Genomic DNA, 16,044 nt, shown 5'->3' with positions numbered 1-16,044 from the left:
TATATCATATTTTAATTATTTTGTAAACTAATTTACATTTAAAAACTATATATTTTTATTTATGATAAAATGGTAGTGACTGTGCCATAAACGGGCGCAGTTGCGGAGTAACCGTCAAATAATCCCTCAGTTTTCAAATAGAGATTATTTGAACTATTATAAATGCAATAATATTGATGTGTAAAGTCGAACAGCGTTAGTTAATAAGCTTTTTAAGGGGGTTTTTATGTATAACACTACATATGTTAATTTATACTGGGTTAATATTGACGAAAAGCTAATGGAAAATTACAGAGAATATGCTTCTTCATATAAAATAAATACTTCTTTAGGGATAAGCAAGTTAAATGATAAGGTGAAAATGGTGGTTGCAAGGATAGTCAATGATGGTTTTAGGGCAAATATATCTGGGTATGAAAACTCAAACTATTTGGATGTTTATGTGGAATATAGAGAAGATATTATGGATTTAATCGAACTAATAGGTTTACGTTTGGAAGAACAATTTAAAGCCAAAGAAATACCTTTTGATTATGAAGTGCCTGAACAAGCCAAAGATAAAGAAGGCATCGGTAAGTTGGAGTATTATTATTTGGAGCAATTTGAGGAAGAAGATTATATAAAATTGGTTGAAGAACTGGAAGAGCAGGGGATAGAGGTTAAATATAAATCACAACATATTTCCTATTTTGAAAAAGGGGCAAGCGGTTGGGAAATTGCTTTTTTAATCGGTCTAGCTTCGAATGCCGCATATGACTTTATTAAGTCATCCAAAAGGGATTCATCTCACAGGAAACCAAGAAAAATAAATAGGGCTAAATTTGATTTGGAAAACTTAAAAAGAAATGTAGGGTATAATTTAGATATTGCGCCTTCTACATTAGATGTGAAAAAGATTGAGCCTTCACAAAATGAAACTGTGATGAAGGTAATTTTTGAAGATAGAAATAATTACTATTCCGTAGTCTGTGACCGTTTTGAATGTGACCTTCAAAAAAGCCTTAACTGCCATATTACGACGAAAGGTAAAACAGATATCGATAGTCCTATTTTTTAATGGTCATTATCAACGAGCGTAGTTGCCGAATTAAGTCTGAACGGTTTTCTATAATTTAGTATGAGTCATATATACATGTATGTGCAATTCCATAATTGGGGTTGCTTTTTATTTGGGATAATACATGAACGACACATGTGTAAAGTTAGCTTGATGTATGGTTTACTTTACATTAAAATGAAAGTAAGCTTAGCAAAGGAATGAGCTAATTGAAAAACATATTAAAAGATCTAAGAAAAGAACATGGTTATTCACAAGACAATTTAGCAGAGAAATTAGGTGTTTCCAGGCAGACTGTAATATCTATCGAAAAAGGGAAATATAACCCTTCTTTGCCGCTTGCCTTACATATAGGCCAAATCTTTGGAACAACAATTGAGAGTATTTTTATTCTGGAGGAACAAGATTTAAAGAAATAAATATGAAGGGGGGATATAGATGGGATATCGGAAAGCATATTTATTTATCGGTTTTATTTTCATTATATTCGGAGGATTACATACTACGGTATACATTATCGCTGAAGATACCTTCCCTTTAACGGGTTACAGCTATATTGCCTTAGTTATTATGTGTTTTTGTTTGAGCTACCTTGCCCCACAATTTCAGCGAAATGATGAACGGACAAATTTATAAGGCACAAAGCGATGTTTTATTCTTTTTTTACCGTGGTTGTTCTGGAAATTATTTTGATTTCACTTCTTAATTTAGAAGTAATTGCTTTATCGGCAGTGCAGGTTCTCAATCTTTTGCTTGCATTATCGTTCATTACAGTTTTTCTGTTCATGGTTATTTTGTCAAAAGTTTATTAAAAGGACTGATTGCATGCAATATTTTTTCCCCGTAAGTTGCGTTATCGGTATTATTTGTTTGTTTATCGTTACTCATAAGGAGAAAAACGAAGATGGATCACTCTCCAAAAAAGGATGGAAGAAATTTTGGATTACTTGGGTTACTCTTTTTGCCATTTTTGTTTTGACAATGTTTGCTATTGATACCATACCTCCCAGCTAATTCAACGGGTTTAACGGTATATCTATTTATCCGGTTAGTGTTTAGGAATATTTCATAATACGATACCAAGTTAACATTGAAAAAAACTATTCCATAAACGGGCGCGCTAATCTAATAAGAGGGTTATACTTCTGAAAAGGGCCAGATTGTGGAGGAGTTGATACTAAATCTAAATTAGATTAAGGGGCAAAAGACTTTAAAACGAGGAGAGGATATTATGGCGAAAAAGATACACGTATACAACATTACAGTATCAACTGGAGAGCAGTTTAAAAATGTAAGAATCGAAGGGTCAATTAGCAGTAGATACTCAGGTATTACAACGGATTTTATTCCTGTAGAAAATGAAGATGGTCAAACGGTTGAATTAACGAAATATCAAATAGTTAAAGCGGAATTAATAAATATCGAAGAATAAGATAGCTTTTGCTCACAAATCGGGCAGTTTAGTTGAGGAAGAAAAATTAAATATTAAGATAAAACCGCTCAGAATATTTTCCGAGCGGTTTAGTTTGCTGTTTATAATGCTTTTCTAAAGCCTGCTGAATAAAGAATGTACAATATAATGATTTTTTTTGATTGTATGTTCGATAATATATAAGAGTTATTCAGTTATTCAGTAAAACAGTTGGATTTGTTTTGCTGTTCTTTTATAATTTTTCACTTTTACAATAGAACTTGATTCGAATCAATTTTTATTTCATAGAAACATCCTATACTAGAGTCATCAACAAGGAATACAAATGAAAATGAAATTGGAGGGAATCAACATGCAAAGATATATATTAAGTAAAAAGAATTCCATTACACTGATCAGTGCAATTTTGATTGCACTTGCATTCTTCGGACGATTTTCCTTAGACAACATGGCCATTTTCAATTGGTCGCTCATCATTGCATCTATTCTTGGTGTAGCACCAATTGCGATTCAAGCCTTTCAGGCATTAAAAGTAAAAGTTGTCAGTATTGATGTTTTAGTTACCATTGCAGTAATTGGGGCAGTATTGATTCAAAATTATGAGGAATCAGCCATCGTTACTTTCTTATTCTTATTTGGTTCTTACTTGGAGCAACGTACCTTGAACAAAACACGTTCTGCCATTAAAGAATTAACAGAGCTGGCACCAGAAAGTGCTTTAAAGCAAATGGAAAATGGAGAATTTGAAGAAGTTGATGTCGATGATGTAGATGAAGGTGACATTTTATTAGTCAAAACGGGTGCAAAAGTCCCCGTAGATGGAACCGTGTTAACAGGTGAAGGTCACATCAATGAAGCAAGTATTACCGGAGAGTCTGTTCCAGTAAGCAAAAGGGTCGATTCTGAAGTATTTGCGGGAACAATCTTAGAAAATGGAACGATTCAAATTCGATCTGACCGTGTAGGGGAAGATACAACATTTGGTAGAATTATCGAATTAGTGGAAGAAGCACAGGATTCCAAATCAGAAGCAGAACGTTTCATTGACCGATTCTCAAAATACTATACACCAGCTGTGTTAGTCCTTGGTTTTATTGTTTGGTTTTTCTCAAAAGATATTGAACTAGCTATCACGATTCTTGTTTTAGGATGTCCAGGTGCATTAGTTATCGGGGTACCTGTATCCAACGTTGCCGGTATCGGAAACGGTGCACGTAATGGTGTCCTCCTAAAAGGTAGTGAAGTTATCAATGACTTTAGCAGAGTAGATACTATCGTTTTTGATAAAACAGGAACATTGACAGTAGGAAACCCTGAAGTTGCCGAAAAAGAATTTTACGGAAAAAATACTGAAGAGGTTCTAGGATATTTAGCAAGTGTGGAGCGTGAATCGGACCACCCACTAGCGAAAGCTGTCCTACAGGATATTGGCGAGACAACTTTCTCTACTGTTGAAGAAACCGAAGTCGTTAAAGGTGGCGGAATTGTAGCAAAAATAGGTGTTCATCGTATAGCCGTTGGTAACGTAGCTTTAATGGAAAAGGAAAATGTGAAATTAAGCGAAAAAGCTAAAAAAGACGTCGAACGCTTTGAGAAAAATGGGAATTCTCTTGTGTTAACTGCGGTCGACGGAGAATTAAACGTTCTGATGGGTATTCGGGATCAAATCCGTCCAGGTGTTAAAAAAGATCTTCAAAACCTAAAAAAACTTGGAGTCAAAAACCTAGTCGTTCTTTCAGGGGACAACCAAGGAACCGTAGATTTAGTTGCTCGAGAACTTGGATTAACAGAAGCACACGGTCATATGCTTCCAGAAGGAAAATCCGCATATATTGAAAAAATGCAAGCAAAAGGCCAACTCATTGCCTTTGTCGGTGACGGAGTGAATGATAGTCCTTCATTAGCCTTAGCAGATATCGGAATCGCAATGGGAAGTGGAACAGATGTTGCAATTGAAACATCGGATGTCGTTTTAATGAATTCTGACTTTAGTCGTTTACCACACGCATTAGGCTTAACAAAATTAACTTCAAGAAACATGAAACAGAACATCACCATAGCAGTTGGTGTGGTATTAGTCTTACTTGCTAGCCTACTATTTAGTGAATGGATGAATATGTCAATCGGGATGTTGGTTCACGAAGCAAGTATCTTAGTAGTCATCTTGAATGGTATGAGATTGCTTCGATACCGTTTGAGAGGATAAATTTAATAGAAAGCGGTCTTGACGAATGATAAAGGGGAAGTATTCAGGTAGGAAGAACAAAATACTCCCCTACTTTTTTCTTAAAACTTGATTTGCGTCAATTTCATTTCGTTGAACCTCAGCTATACTTAAATTGTAAAGAAGAAGAGGGAAAACAAAAAAGTCAAAGATAAGATGAAAGGAGAAATAATTCATGCAAAAAGCAGTTATTCAATTAGAAACATTATCTTGTCCATCTTGTATGCAAAAGATTGAAAATGCGGTGAAAGGATTAAATGGGGTTAATCAAGATAGCTTAAAAGTATTATTCAATGCCAGTAAAGTAAAAGTAGATTTTGATTCAGAAACGATCACCGTTAACGATATCAAAAAGGCAATTGAAGACTTAGGATATCCCGTTGTTAAATCAAAAGTAAAATCTGCCTAAGACAAACACACATAACAAAAATTATATATAGAAAGAGGGAAATAATAATGTCTGAACAAACATTTAACGAAGTAATAACAAACCATTTTGAAAAACTGGATTTATACACTACTGCGATTACACGGGCCCATGGTAAGAACCATCCAGAAGCCTTTGAAGTACGTGAACTATTTGAAAAACTCAGTAAAAGGGTAAAAGATGCTGGTGCAAACAAACCAGACTTGGATGTTGAATTTGCTCAGTTACGAAAAATCACAGACAACTACGCCATTCCTGGAGATGTATGTGAAACATATGCAGGCACCTACGAAATGTTATCAGAAGTAGACAAAGCATATCAGGCTTAAAAGTAACCCAAAAACAAAAGAATAAATTGGTTTACGGTCGTTAAAAAATGAAGGGAGAAATGATTTATGCAAAAAGCAACGATTCAATTAGAAACCTTATCTTGCCCATCTTGTCTCCAAAAGATTGAAAATGCGGTGAAAGGAATAAACGGTGTGAATCAAGATAGCTTGAAGGTAATGTTCAATGCTAGTAAAGTAAAAGTAGATTTTGATTCAGAAGCAGTCGTTATTAACGATATCGAAGAGGCAATTGAAGACTTAGGATATCCTGTTGTCAAATCAAAGGTAAAACCTGCTTAATCGAGTGAATAGAAAGGAAGCCTAAGATGCCCTCTTAAGCTTTTTATAAAAAGGAGAGGTTATTTTGGAACAAAACCAATGTTGTCATCACCAACATGGACATGCAGAATGTATTCGTATTGTTCCCATTTTCAACCATCTGGAAGACTCACAAATGGATTTGATTGCGGAATCTGCCAAGACACTTCATCTACAAAAAGGGGAAATGTTATTCCGTGCAGGTGAGAAAGATGATACCTTATATATTATCAATTCAGGTAAGGCTCGGATTTACCGCTTATCGGATTCTGGAAAAGAACAACTTGTTCGCATTTTAAATCCCGGTGATTTTACAGGTGAAGTCGCCATTTTCCAACCTGGAAGTATTCATGAGAACTATGCGGAAGCACTACAAAATACATCCATTTGTTTAATTAAACGAGAGGATTTACAAGAGTATTTGGTGGAATATCCGCAGATCTCATTAAAAATACTGTCAGAAGTAACGATGCGTTTGAAGGATTCTGAAAAACAAACCACACAAGTAGCGATTGAAAATGTAGAAACCCGCATTATATCCTTTTTAGCTGAGAATGTTGAAAAGGGAAGTGGCAATAGTCCAACGATTATCTTACCAATGTCCAAAAAGGATTTAGCCTCGTATCTTGGTACCACACCAGAAACAATCAGCCGTAAATTTACTACTCTAGAAGAACTTGGATTGATTAAACAGTTACCGAAAAAGAAAATTAAAATAATGGATTTAGATCAATTGTTACTTTATACTGAATAAATATAAGAGAGTAGCGTGCCATCATCTAACGGGTTAAGTTTAATAGTACAAAACATAAAATAACAAACCTTTTAGCAATCCAATTAGCATATAAAATGGATTGCTAATTTTTGTTGGTTTAACAATGTCTATCTACAAAAAAGAAAGAAAAATGGCTCCTTATTTGGCACTTATTTTACCAAGATGACATAATTTTGTGTCAACTTCATTATTTAGCAGAACAACTCCCTAATAACTTAGCGAATTCCTCTGATAAATAGCTAAGGAATTGGAAATTTATGTTAAAATTATAATTTGGATTGTGAATTAGTGTACTTAAAGTAAATGGTGCGTTAATTTAACAAGAGTTAACACTTTTTTATCGAATATATTAAGTAATGGGGCTAATTGAAGAGTGTTTATGTCCATTGAAAAATGATTTGGCCTTACATCTAAGCAACATAATTGTATGACACTAATTATAACTAGAAGGGAAAACAAAATGCGAGAGTTAATGATAGATAAACAAACAGGACAAGCCTTTAAAATAAATAGGGGAGAAAAATTCTCCGTTATCGATATTGAAGGGCAGCAGGTTGCAGATCTTTTTGCTGTAAATGCTTCTGCATTCAATGAATTTTTTTCTGCACCTGTTACCATAGATTGTAAAGAATCGTTATTTTTTTCAACAGGGGACATTTTATACAGTAACAAATATTTACCGATGCTCACCATCATAGAAGATGACGTTGGTGTTCATGATATGATGATACCATCATGTCGACTGGAAACCTATCAGCATTTCTATAATGTGAACCACCATCATAGCAATTGTTTTGATAATCTTAATGATAGTTTAAAGACATATGGCATTTCTCACTTTCATTCGATTCAACCATTGAATATATTTATGAATACTACAATCACACAGGACAAAAAAATTATTATTGAGCCACCTGTATCTAAAGCAGGAAGCAAAATCACATTTAATGCAGAAATGAATTTAATCGTAGGGATTTCTGCTTGCAGTATTACAGAAGGGGCTTGTAATGCGGGGAGATGTAAGCCTGTACTGGTTCAATTTATAGATTAATTTATAACCTCGCACCTCTGTTTTTATGGATTTATAATGAAACAGCCATAATTTTTTATTGTTGGGTACATTATCCACATTTATTTTAGGGCTTCTTTCAGCTTTCCCTTTGTTCAAAGCTAATTTTGAGCGTGAAAAAGCGAAAATAATTATATCCTTATTTACTTCGTTATTTCCATTGGCAATCTTCGTAATGAAAGGTTTAATTTTTACAGTTTCGTTTATCGGAAAATAAACTTTGTGAAATGATGTACTTAAACGAACTGGTGCGATAACATAATAAGAGCAGTCGCCTTTTATTGTGCCATTTGGTAGTTTAGTTTAAGAGTGTGGTCTGATAATCTTTTCAAAAAACGGGCCAGTTAGCTTAACTAACTCAAAAATACTGTCCGACCAAAGCACGGAAAGACAGGATTAATTGATGATGCTCTGTTAGGATTTTAAATAAGGAGTGAGTGACATGACGTGGGTTGAATCATTACAGGCAGCAATAGACTATATGGAAGATCATTTACTTGATGACCTTCCGATAGAAAACATTGCCCAACAGGCTAACTTTTCGGTTTTTCACTTTCAGCGTACATTTGCGATATTAACTGATATATCTGTTGGTGAATATCTTAGACGTCGTCGCCTAACATTAGCTGCCTATGAGTTAACAAGATCAAACACAAAGATTATTGATATCGCCTACGAATATGGTTACGACACTCCTGAAGCTTTCTCGAAGGCCTTCAGGCGGCAACATGGTGTAACACCAAGTGAAGCACGAAAGTACACGGGAAAGCTAAAATCTTATAACCGCCTGGTAGTACAGGTGAGTCTGAAGGGAGCAGAACCAATGCAGGTCAAAATTGTTGAACGTGAGGGATTTCAGATTGTGGGGTTTAAACAGGAATTTTCACTGGTTAATGAGGAGAACCTAGTGGGTATCCCCAAAATGTGGGATAAGATAAACGGAGAGGGCACAGACGAGCGATTGTTTAAATTGAACAATGGTCCAGTTGAAGGTGTAGTGGGTGTATGTGTTGAAATAGATTCCGGGTCCATTGATTATTGGATAGGTACAGCACACGAGGGCAGTGCTCCTAATGGATTATCAACTTTGGAAATCCCCGAATCCAAATGGGCCGTATTTGAGGTTCACGGGCCGATGCCGGATGCTATGCAAAAAGCGTGGAAACAAATTTTTTCAGAATGGTTTCCTTCAAGTGGTTACAAACATGCAGGTGCACCAGAACTAGAGGTATATTCAGATGAAAATCCATCCAGTCCTGATTTATATTCAGAAATCTGGATCCCTGTAAAATAGGAACCTATATAAGCAGTGGATTTCATCATGAATCCACTGCTTCAAGAAATTATTTTAATCCGCAATACGATCGGGCGCGATTCTGAAATGAAAGTCTCTTTTTCATTTTCAACTATATTGGTGCAAAAATTGAAAAGAGCAACGCAATATCTTGTTGCTCTTTAACCTCTAAAAGTATTTTCTATAAAACTCTTGTCGCAGCCTCCCAGTTAATTGAGCATAGATTCGTGTTGTTTCGCTTTTCTCGTGTCCCAGCAAACTTTGTATAACTTCAAGTGGGGCTCCATTGTTCAATAGATGAGTTGCGTAACTGTGCCTTAATTGGTGGGGGTGGATGATTTTATTAATTCCAGCCCGATTAGAGATACGTTTAATGACGTATCTCATTTGAGCTATGCTCATTCTATGTGGATTGCGCTCCGTGACAAATATAGCTGGATCATTATCATCTCGTCTATCGAGGTATTTTTTTAGCCAAATATCACAACGTATATTGAAATATACCTCTCTCTCCTTATCTCCCTTCCCCCGAACAATTGCGGATTGACTTCCCCAGTTAATACTATTTCGGTCAAGTGTAACAATTTCTCCAATTCGACATCCTGTAGAAAACATATATTCAAATAAGGCTTTCTCCATTGAGGTAAAGCAAGCATCTCTTAAATGTTCAATCTCTCTTTCTGTTAAAAACTTTGGAATACGTTTACCAACTTTTGGTTCTTTTATTTTACTAGCAGGATTAGTCTCAATAATTCCTTCCTCGTGTGACCAACGAAATAAAGATCGAATAAACCTTATTCGATGAGACAAACTCGATGGTTTCAATTCTTTGCTTGATTCACCTAAATACTGCTTTAGATGCTGGGTTGTAATGTGCTTTATTTTGGTGTTGCCAAAATAATTCATTAACAACTTTGCTTGAAGCTTATAAGCAATCAATGTTTGTGGCGAAAATCCTTCAATTCTTTTATCAGATTCATAAGATTTTGCAGCTTCAGACATCAACAATAAAATTCACTCCCATATTGATCTTTGTTATACATTTTTACCAGATAAGTAGAATTAAATAACTATTTTTACAATTACGATGAATGTAATAAAAATTAATGATCAAATTAAATTAATATGAGTTATTCAATAAAGTTGTGAAACTCGCTGAATTGTTGTATTAAGTCGATGATCTCTATGGAAGGACGGATACAAAATGAACCTGGAAGCAAAATAGCAGGGTATTGAGGATTTAGTTAAGATTGTGGATGATTATTTTGAAAGACAAAAAATTAACCCCTTTATGCACTGGGGGTTAATCAATAGCGACATCTATTAGATCATTCAAATTAATTTTAGTACGTTCTTCGTTATCAATTTTGATGTATTTATTCACGATATCAATTTTATACAGTTTCCCTTTAGCCATATGAAAATAACGATCTTTATAATGCTTAATTTCTACAGTTAAATTATTGTGTATAGCCAGCTGGAGCTTCATACTGTTTTCTTCTATTTGTTGTTCATCCAGGATAGGCTTAGTTTTCCAATTATCTTCTTCCGTCCATTCATTTAACATTTGGACATGTTCTGGCAGCATTAGTGATGTCCATTTGATTGTTCCTCTTTCGTTCATTTAAGCACCTACCCTTTTTCTTGAAGGTCCAGCAGAAAGGATATTATCTAACCTAAATGTTCGCACCTTTTCACGGTAATAACAATACGCAAGTATGTAATTATCATGTACCTGCAGTACCCTTATATAACGCTGTGTGACCTTATTATTGCTATCCATATAAAAAATAACAATCTTTTCTTTAATTTCAATTGAGTTTAAAAACAATGTCTTCATGTTGAACCCTCCCATAATAGGAATCTTCTTTTGGAACACTTGTTCTTATTATAGCAAATAATTGTATAATGTAAACAAAAAAATAAGCCGTCCTATTGGATAGCTTTTCATTTTAAATATGTTATTACTATGCATTCAAGTCTTCCGCAGTCCTTCTTCGACACTCTAATCAAATGAAAACATTTTTCATGAGCCAAAGTATGAAATTCACTGATAACTACAGATGATCTTGCTTTAACCACTTGGATACATCCATTACAATGAAGTCTGCCAATAACCATTAAAATTAATATGATTTACGAACTTTTTGCGAACATTTACCGAACAAATGACGAACCAAATTCCATAAAAACGGTGTTAAAGTATTAGTATCAGGAAGTTTGATACTTCCTAAAAACTCTTTTCTTTTACGAGAAAAGAGTTTTTATTTTGCTCTTTTTTAGGAGGTGAAACAGAATGTCTGATCATACACAAAAGGAAAATCAACAAGTCGAAACATTGAAAGTTAAAGAGAAACATTCACCTGATTCACAAAAGAAGGCTTCACAATCAAAAAAGAAGAAACCAACAAAACCAACTGCCTTTAAAGAATTTGAAGCATTGGCAAAAGAAATTGTAGAAGCAAATGGTGAATCTTATTATGAGTGGCTTCATATGCAACATCAGGAAATTATCTTGAATTTTAATGTTCATAATCGAAAACAAATTACAGAGGTAGCTAAGCAATCCTAAAGACAACTACTTGAAGGGAAAGGAGTTGAAAATCTATGCAAGATGCAATTCAAACAATCACAAATATAACTGATGGAATTAAACCAGTTGCACCAGTTCTAGCAGGGCTAGTACTTGTTGTCATTGGTCTACTGTGGACTTTTGCAAAAGATCCTCAAAAGAAGGAATTGTACACTGGTTGGATGGTTAATGTTGCCATTGGTTTTGGCATTGTTTATTTAGCAGCGAGCCTTGTTAGTTGGATGGGAGGACGTGTTGTTGGATTTTAATGTCTGAATTATTTTTTGCATTCAGGAGGTGTTTGAACAATGGCGAAAGAGCACAAGTATTTTGTAAGTTACATTTATTCGGAAGGGTGGGGAAACATTGATGTTACCTTAACTGAACCCATTCAAAATATTGATGACATTCGATCTATGGAACAAGCGATTGCTGAAAAACAAGAGTTGGATGAATCGGTTTGTGTGCAAAACTTTATAGCACTATAAGGGAGTCAGTTATAGTTTATGGCTTCTCTTTAATGGAGAAGCCTTGCATGAACAATACGAATTGGATATAGACGTGAGGTGAAATTGGTGGAAGTAGAAGAAGTAACTAAAAAGTCCTCAAATACAAAGAATAATACTGTTCATGGAAAATCTGTTGATCCATATTCAGCATTTGAAATTCGTTTCTGTAAAGTGATGTGTGATCCATCGAAACGAAGCATCCCGTTAGACTTAAACAATGAACAATTAAAATCACTCTACAATGGAATTAGTCCTATTATTGAAACAAGCATCTTTGCAGAAATGGAACATGTGATGACTGCAATACGTACTAGTTTTGATGCTGTGATTGATAGAGTAGGTGACGATATAGAGCTAAAATCATATATGAATAACGATAAAAACTTTAAAAGGATCATTACTCATGTAGTGACCAATTATCAATCACTACAGGAACAACGTATTAACATATTGATGATACACAATATGGCGTATCAAAGGCTAGAAGATAAATTGTTTGGGGAAACTTTCGTAGTTGATAAAGGATTTCAAAAAGCATACCAGCTCCATAATGAATTAATCCAATCGTTTCACCATTGTTACCATCACTTATTGTTTGAGGGCACAATGCTAGATACGGATGAAGAAGTAGAAGTGAAAGTCATTGAGCCGATTGTCCAAAGATATGCCGTGAAAATACGAAGGATGCTTGAGGGTGGTGAAAATGCATAAACAAAGTTTGTATAAAAGGTTGGTTTATCAAAATATCGAAAATGCGCTAGATGAGCTGAATGCAGAAGATAAAGGACGTTATTATATCTGTAATTGTCCAGAATGCAACGAACATGAGGCATTTATATATAAGAACAACACAAACTTTATTCAATGCAACCGTGAGAATCATTGTGGAGAACGAATGCTATTACAGTTCCAGGAGAAAAAGAGCTTACATCCCGAAATAGGAAAGATGCAAGAAACCTATCCGAGCCTTTCAGATGACCAAAAAGAAGCATTAACTTGGTCGATGAGGCTCTTTTCTTTTGCCAAAACAGGGTTTAAAAGTGAAGCACTAGATAATGGCTACCGTGGATTATCAAAAGAAACAGCAAGAAAACATATTGTTGATTTACAAAATAAAGAGGTGGCAAAATACTTTTTCAAAAAAACAAGTAGCTTGTTAGGAAAAGATTACTCTAACAATAGCTGGATGTGTAAGCGAAATTTGGTTTTTTCTCTTTATGATAAAAGTAACATTTTAGATCGAGTGTTGTTACGTTCTAGTATTGATCCAACACTGGAGCCCAAAGAAATACAGTTAATCATGAATCCTTCTAAAGACACGAAGGATTTTTTTATTGAGATTCCAGAGGAAACAAAGACGGTTGTATTTAGCGAATCATTGTTGGATGCTCTTTCTTTTCGTGAAGTAGATGAACATTGTGGATTTATTGCATTAACAGGTGCATCTAAAACACGGCAAGTGCAAGCATATATCCGGGAGAACAAAGATACATTTACAGATAAGCATATTCTAGTGGCAATGGATGATGATAAAGCAGGCTGGAAAGCAACAAGAAAACTTGTTTTTGCACTAGAAAAGGAAGGTCTAGGTGAAAATGTTTCGTTATTCCGTTATAGTGACGGCTATCAAGATGCAAACGAATTTTTACAAGGTAACCGAGAGCAATTCACCAAAAGATATTTACAAGATACGAATCAGTTGGAGCAGACTAAACAAAATGTAAATGAAATATCATTATCATAAAAATGATGATGATCTGTAAAGAAAGGAGTAAAAGATGCAGCATGCCAATGATAAAAAGTCATTAACAGAACGTTTAAGCGATTGGAAAACCATAAGTTTCTTTATAGTATGTATTGCTGTTGTAGGATTTTTCGTTGCGAACTTCCTGTTACATTTTTTGCAACAAGTATTACATTTAGTGGAAGGTTTTGCAACGAATTCAGAAAAGGTAAATTTCCATACATTCTCTGTCGATTGGCATTACTTTTTCATTTTCCAATACGAGTGGATAGAGTTTTATGTGGGATTTTATATATTGATTGGGATCAGTGTATTGAAACTCCTATACAATGTGAAAATGAACTATCAATCGATTAACAAAGGTCAACACGGAACCAACGAATTTGAAAAAGTGAAGAATATGAAAAAACAATATTTAAGTATTCCATCAAAAATAAAAGAATATGAGGGGAAAGGCGGTACAATTATTGCTGGATTACATGAAGGTAATAACTATCAATTATTAATTGATGATGCCCCAGTCCATACGATGGTGATTGGTATTACTCGTAGTGGTAAGGGTGAAACATTTGTTGTGCCAATGATAGATGTACAAAGCAGAGCGAGTGAAAAACCTTCGATGGTTATCAATGATCCAAAAGGTGAGCTAGCTGGTGCTTCTTATGAAACGTTGATAGAACGGGGATATGATGTCCATGTGTTCAATCTAATTCAGCATGATATGAGTATGGGCTTCAATCCTTTACAGTTGGTGATTGATTCATGGAGGAAAGGGCTTCATAGTGATGCACAGAAATATGCTAACAGTGTTGCATATAGCTTATACCATGATCCAAACGCCAAAGATCCTTTCTGGTCAAACAGTGCAAAATCACTTGTGACTGCAATTATCCTTGCATTAACAGAGGATATGGTCACTCAAGGAAAAGAAGAACGGGTGACGATGTATTCCGTAGCAAACTTCCTTTCAACAAAAGGAAGTGACAATGACGAGGAAGGAAATAATGCCTTGGATTTGTTTTTTCAAGCAAGAGATGAAAATAATCCAGCAAGAATGATGTATGCGACATCGAACTTCGCGACAGGAAATACAAGAGGAAGTATTTTCAGTGTGGCCATGGATAAATTGCAGATATTTACGTTAGAACCGAATGCGAAAGTAACTGGGTATAATAGTTTGGATCTAACGGATATAGGGTTTGGTGATAAACCAATTGCATTATTCATAGCAACACCTGATTCTGATAAGTCAAATGAGGTATTGGCAAGCATTTTAATCAGTCAACTTTATAGAATAAATTCTGAGAAAGCAACAAAAAGCCAGAGCGGGAAAATGAAGCGAAATGTTCACTTCCTATTAGATGAATTTGGAAATATGCCAACGATTGAGGGAATGGCCGGAATGGTGACAGTTGGTGCTGGGCGAGGTTTTCGCTATCACTTAATTATCCAAGCTTACTCCCAGGTTAAATCAATGTATGGCGAAGAATCAGACACCATCATTGGAAACTGTTCCAATCAAATATATATTCTAACGGAAGATAAAAGCACTGCCGAACATTATTCGAGTATGTTGGGAACAAGAACGATTACAGATGTGAGTCGAAGTGGGGAATTGCATTCGTTTGATAAATCGCATAGTGAATCAACCAAGGAGAGGGCATTGTTGACCTCAGATGAATTGATGAGATTACAAGAAGGACAATCCGTTGTGATTCGAGTAAACAAACGACAAGATACGAAACGAAGAAAAATTGAACCGAAACCGATTTTTAATAAAGTCCAAACGAAGCAGAAATTCCGTTATGAATACCTAGCAAATGATTTTGATACAAGCAAGTCCATTCTATCCTTGCCGATTGCTTCTGATGCTTATTATGAAATGAATTTAAATGAAATGGTATATTCAGCCAAAGTACGGGACGATTTATATTTACGAATGGCAGATGTAATGGAATCCGATGACTTTATAAGACTGAAACGTAATTTAATGCAAGTAGAAGGGCTGTCGCAAAAAGATAGAAGTACATTGCAAAAACAAATGCTGGAAGTGGAAGAATGGTCATTTTTACATTATTTAAGTTACCTTGTCTATCATCCAAATCTTGAAGCATTGCACTTGAAATTGATGGAACCGGTATATAAATATTTGCCAGAGGATACTGTGTCTAGCTGGCAAGAAAAAATAAATGAGAGAATGGAACACCAACTTGAACTGAGGAAGCAAAAAAATGAAAGTGAACAAGAAAATGAAGAGGAAGCGTTAATACAAAAGGCTATTAGCGCAAATTAAA

20 protein-coding genes are annotated in these 16,044 nt (G+C 35.0%); 17 read left to right on the top strand and 3 right to left on the bottom strand.

The window, feature by feature from the left end:
• The first annotated feature begins 226 nt into the window (after positions 1–226).
• The 11 genes from ACS127_RS04030 to ACS127_RS03980 all read left to right on the top strand — a co-directional run bounded on the left by ACS127_RS04030 (position 227) and on the right by ACS127_RS03980 (position 8,925).
• A complete protein-coding gene (locus ACS127_RS04030) occupies positions 227–1,057 on the top strand; it encodes a hypothetical protein (protein WP_440897132.1) in 831 nt (276 codons plus the stop codon).
• 209 nt (positions 1,058–1,266) lie between these two features.
• Entirely contained in the window at positions 1,267–1,476 is a 210-nt protein-coding gene (locus ACS127_RS04025) for a helix-turn-helix transcriptional regulator (protein WP_440897131.1), read from the top strand.
• 19 nt (positions 1,477–1,495) lie between these two features.
• Entirely contained in the window at positions 1,496–1,693 is a 198-nt protein-coding gene (locus ACS127_RS04020) for a hypothetical protein (protein ID WP_440897130.1), read from the top strand.
• Positions 1,694–2,288: 595 nt separating this feature from the next.
• A complete protein-coding gene (locus ACS127_RS04015) occupies positions 2,289–2,489 on the top strand; it encodes a hypothetical protein (RefSeq protein ID WP_058950415.1) in 201 nt (66 codons plus the stop codon).
• A 352-nt stretch (positions 2,490–2,841) separates the two neighbouring features.
• On the top strand, positions 2,842–4,695 hold the full coding sequence (locus tag ACS127_RS04010; RefSeq protein ID WP_440897129.1) for a heavy metal translocating P-type ATPase: 1,854 nt from the start codon (positions 2,842–2,844) through the stop codon (positions 4,693–4,695).
• Between the two features lie 193 nt (positions 4,696–4,888).
• Positions 4,889–5,122 (top strand): heavy-metal-associated domain-containing protein, encoded by a 234-nt coding sequence (locus ACS127_RS04005; protein WP_066189340.1) that lies wholly within the window; start codon positions 4,889–4,891, stop codon positions 5,120–5,122.
• A 47-nt stretch (positions 5,123–5,169) separates the two neighbouring features.
• Positions 5,170–5,469, top strand: coding sequence for a hypothetical protein (locus ACS127_RS04000; RefSeq protein ID WP_440897128.1), 300 nt, complete (start codon positions 5,170–5,172; stop codon positions 5,467–5,469).
• Between the two features lie 66 nt (positions 5,470–5,535).
• Positions 5,536–5,769, top strand: coding sequence for a heavy-metal-associated domain-containing protein (locus ACS127_RS03995; protein WP_066189344.1), 234 nt, complete (start codon positions 5,536–5,538; stop codon positions 5,767–5,769).
• Between the two features lie 64 nt (positions 5,770–5,833).
• The gene (locus ACS127_RS03990) at positions 5,834–6,541 is read left to right on the top strand and encodes a Crp/Fnr family transcriptional regulator (RefSeq protein ID WP_440897127.1); all 708 of its coding nucleotides are present in this window, start codon (positions 5,834–5,836) and stop codon (positions 6,539–6,541) included.
• A gap of 481 nt (positions 6,542–7,022) precedes the next feature.
• The gene (locus tag ACS127_RS03985) at positions 7,023–7,613 is read left to right on the top strand and encodes a DUF1989 domain-containing protein (RefSeq protein WP_066189330.1); all 591 of its coding nucleotides are present in this window, start codon (positions 7,023–7,025) and stop codon (positions 7,611–7,613) included.
• Positions 7,614–8,073: 460 nt separating this feature from the next.
• Entirely contained in the window at positions 8,074–8,925 is an 852-nt protein-coding gene (locus ACS127_RS03980; protein ID WP_066189353.1) for an AraC family transcriptional regulator, read from the top strand.
• 168 nt (positions 8,926–9,093) lie between these two features.
• Here the strand turns inward: ACS127_RS03980 and ACS127_RS03975 are convergent, their stop codons facing one another.
• From ACS127_RS03975 to ACS127_RS03965, 3 genes are all read right to left on the bottom strand, one after another.
• Positions 9,094–9,933, bottom strand: coding sequence for a tyrosine-type recombinase/integrase (locus tag ACS127_RS03975; RefSeq protein ID WP_066189356.1), 840 nt, complete (start codon positions 9,931–9,933; stop codon positions 9,094–9,096).
• 295 nt (positions 9,934–10,228) lie between these two features.
• The gene (locus ACS127_RS03970; RefSeq protein ID WP_066189359.1) at positions 10,229–10,549 is read right to left on the bottom strand and encodes a YolD-like family protein; all 321 of its coding nucleotides are present in this window, start codon (positions 10,547–10,549) and stop codon (positions 10,229–10,231) included.
• Positions 10,550–10,765, bottom strand: coding sequence for a hypothetical protein (locus ACS127_RS03965; protein WP_066189362.1), 216 nt, complete (start codon positions 10,763–10,765; stop codon positions 10,550–10,552).
• Between the two features lie 456 nt (positions 10,766–11,221).
• On the opposite strand from ACS127_RS03965, the gene ACS127_RS03960 reads away from it, so the two are divergent.
• From ACS127_RS03960 to ACS127_RS03935, 6 genes are all read left to right on the top strand, one after another.
• Entirely contained in the window at positions 11,222–11,497 is a 276-nt protein-coding gene (locus tag ACS127_RS03960; RefSeq protein ID WP_077706725.1) for a hypothetical protein, read from the top strand.
• Positions 11,498–11,532: 35 nt separating this feature from the next.
• On the top strand, positions 11,533–11,766 hold the full coding sequence (locus ACS127_RS03955) for a pilin (RefSeq protein WP_066189364.1): 234 nt from the start codon (positions 11,533–11,535) through the stop codon (positions 11,764–11,766).
• Between the two features lie 39 nt (positions 11,767–11,805).
• A complete protein-coding gene (locus ACS127_RS03950; RefSeq protein ID WP_066189366.1) occupies positions 11,806–11,985 on the top strand; it encodes a hypothetical protein in 180 nt (59 codons plus the stop codon).
• Positions 11,986–12,072: 87 nt separating this feature from the next.
• Entirely contained in the window at positions 12,073–12,717 is a 645-nt protein-coding gene (locus ACS127_RS03945; RefSeq protein ID WP_066189369.1) for a hypothetical protein, read from the top strand.
• The gene (locus ACS127_RS03940) at positions 12,710–13,750 is read left to right on the top strand and encodes a toprim domain-containing protein (protein WP_440897126.1); all 1,041 of its coding nucleotides are present in this window, start codon (positions 12,710–12,712) and stop codon (positions 13,748–13,750) included. The genes ACS127_RS03945 and ACS127_RS03940 overlap by 8 nt, the downstream gene beginning before the upstream one ends.
• Before the next feature lie 34 nt (positions 13,751–13,784).
• Positions 13,785–16,043: a VirD4-like conjugal transfer protein, CD1115 family gene (locus tag ACS127_RS03935; protein ID WP_440897125.1), complete on the top strand. Its 2,259-nt coding sequence runs from the start codon at positions 13,785–13,787 to the stop codon at positions 16,041–16,043.
• Position 16,044 lies beyond the last annotated feature (1 nt).

This window comes from Amphibacillus sp. Q70 (assembly GCF_052055485.1).
GTDB lineage: Bacteria > Bacillota > Bacilli > Bacillales > Amphibacillaceae > Amphibacillus.
The sequence above is the reverse complement of the archived record's forward strand: the minus strand, read 5'-3'. Positions and strand labels throughout refer to the sequence as shown.

What these genes read in the sequence shown, in the direction of transcription:
- ACS127_RS04030 (WP_440897132.1), top strand. Translation starts at nt 227, where the DNA reads ATGTATAACACTACATATGTTAATTTATACTGGGTTAATATTGACGAA.
- ACS127_RS04020 (WP_440897130.1), top strand. Translation starts at nt 1,496, where the DNA reads ATGGGATATCGGAAAGCATATTTATTTATCGGTTTTATTTTCATTATA.
- ACS127_RS04015 (WP_058950415.1), top strand. Translation starts at nt 2,289, where the DNA reads ATGGCGAAAAAGATACACGTATACAACATTACAGTATCAACTGGAGAG.
- ACS127_RS04010 (WP_440897129.1), top strand. Translation starts at nt 2,842, where the DNA reads ATGCAAAGATATATATTAAGTAAAAAGAATTCCATTACACTGATCAGT.
- ACS127_RS04005 (WP_066189340.1), top strand. Translation starts at nt 4,889, where the DNA reads ATGCAAAAAGCAGTTATTCAATTAGAAACATTATCTTGTCCATCTTGT.
- ACS127_RS04000 (WP_440897128.1), top strand. Translation starts at nt 5,170, where the DNA reads ATGTCTGAACAAACATTTAACGAAGTAATAACAAACCATTTTGAAAAA.
- ACS127_RS03995 (WP_066189344.1), top strand. Translation starts at nt 5,536, where the DNA reads ATGCAAAAAGCAACGATTCAATTAGAAACCTTATCTTGCCCATCTTGT.
- ACS127_RS03985 (WP_066189330.1), top strand. Translation starts at nt 7,023, where the DNA reads ATGCGAGAGTTAATGATAGATAAACAAACAGGACAAGCCTTTAAAATA.
- ACS127_RS03980 (WP_066189353.1), top strand. Translation starts at nt 8,074, where the DNA reads ATGACGTGGGTTGAATCATTACAGGCAGCAATAGACTATATGGAAGAT.
- ACS127_RS03970 (WP_066189359.1), bottom strand. Translation starts at nt 10,549, where the DNA reads ATGAACGAAAGAGGAACAATCAAATGGACATCACTAATGCTGCCAGAA.
- ACS127_RS03965 (WP_066189362.1), bottom strand. Translation starts at nt 10,765, where the DNA reads ATGAAGACATTGTTTTTAAACTCAATTGAAATTAAAGAAAAGATTGTT.
- ACS127_RS03960 (WP_077706725.1), top strand. Translation starts at nt 11,222, where the DNA reads ATGTCTGATCATACACAAAAGGAAAATCAACAAGTCGAAACATTGAAA.
- ACS127_RS03955 (WP_066189364.1), top strand. Translation starts at nt 11,533, where the DNA reads ATGCAAGATGCAATTCAAACAATCACAAATATAACTGATGGAATTAAA.
- ACS127_RS03950 (WP_066189366.1), top strand. Translation starts at nt 11,806, where the DNA reads ATGGCGAAAGAGCACAAGTATTTTGTAAGTTACATTTATTCGGAAGGG.
- ACS127_RS03940 (WP_440897126.1), top strand. Translation starts at nt 12,710, where the DNA reads ATGCATAAACAAAGTTTGTATAAAAGGTTGGTTTATCAAAATATCGAA.
- ACS127_RS03935 (WP_440897125.1), top strand. Translation starts at nt 13,785, where the DNA reads ATGCAGCATGCCAATGATAAAAAGTCATTAACAGAACGTTTAAGCGAT.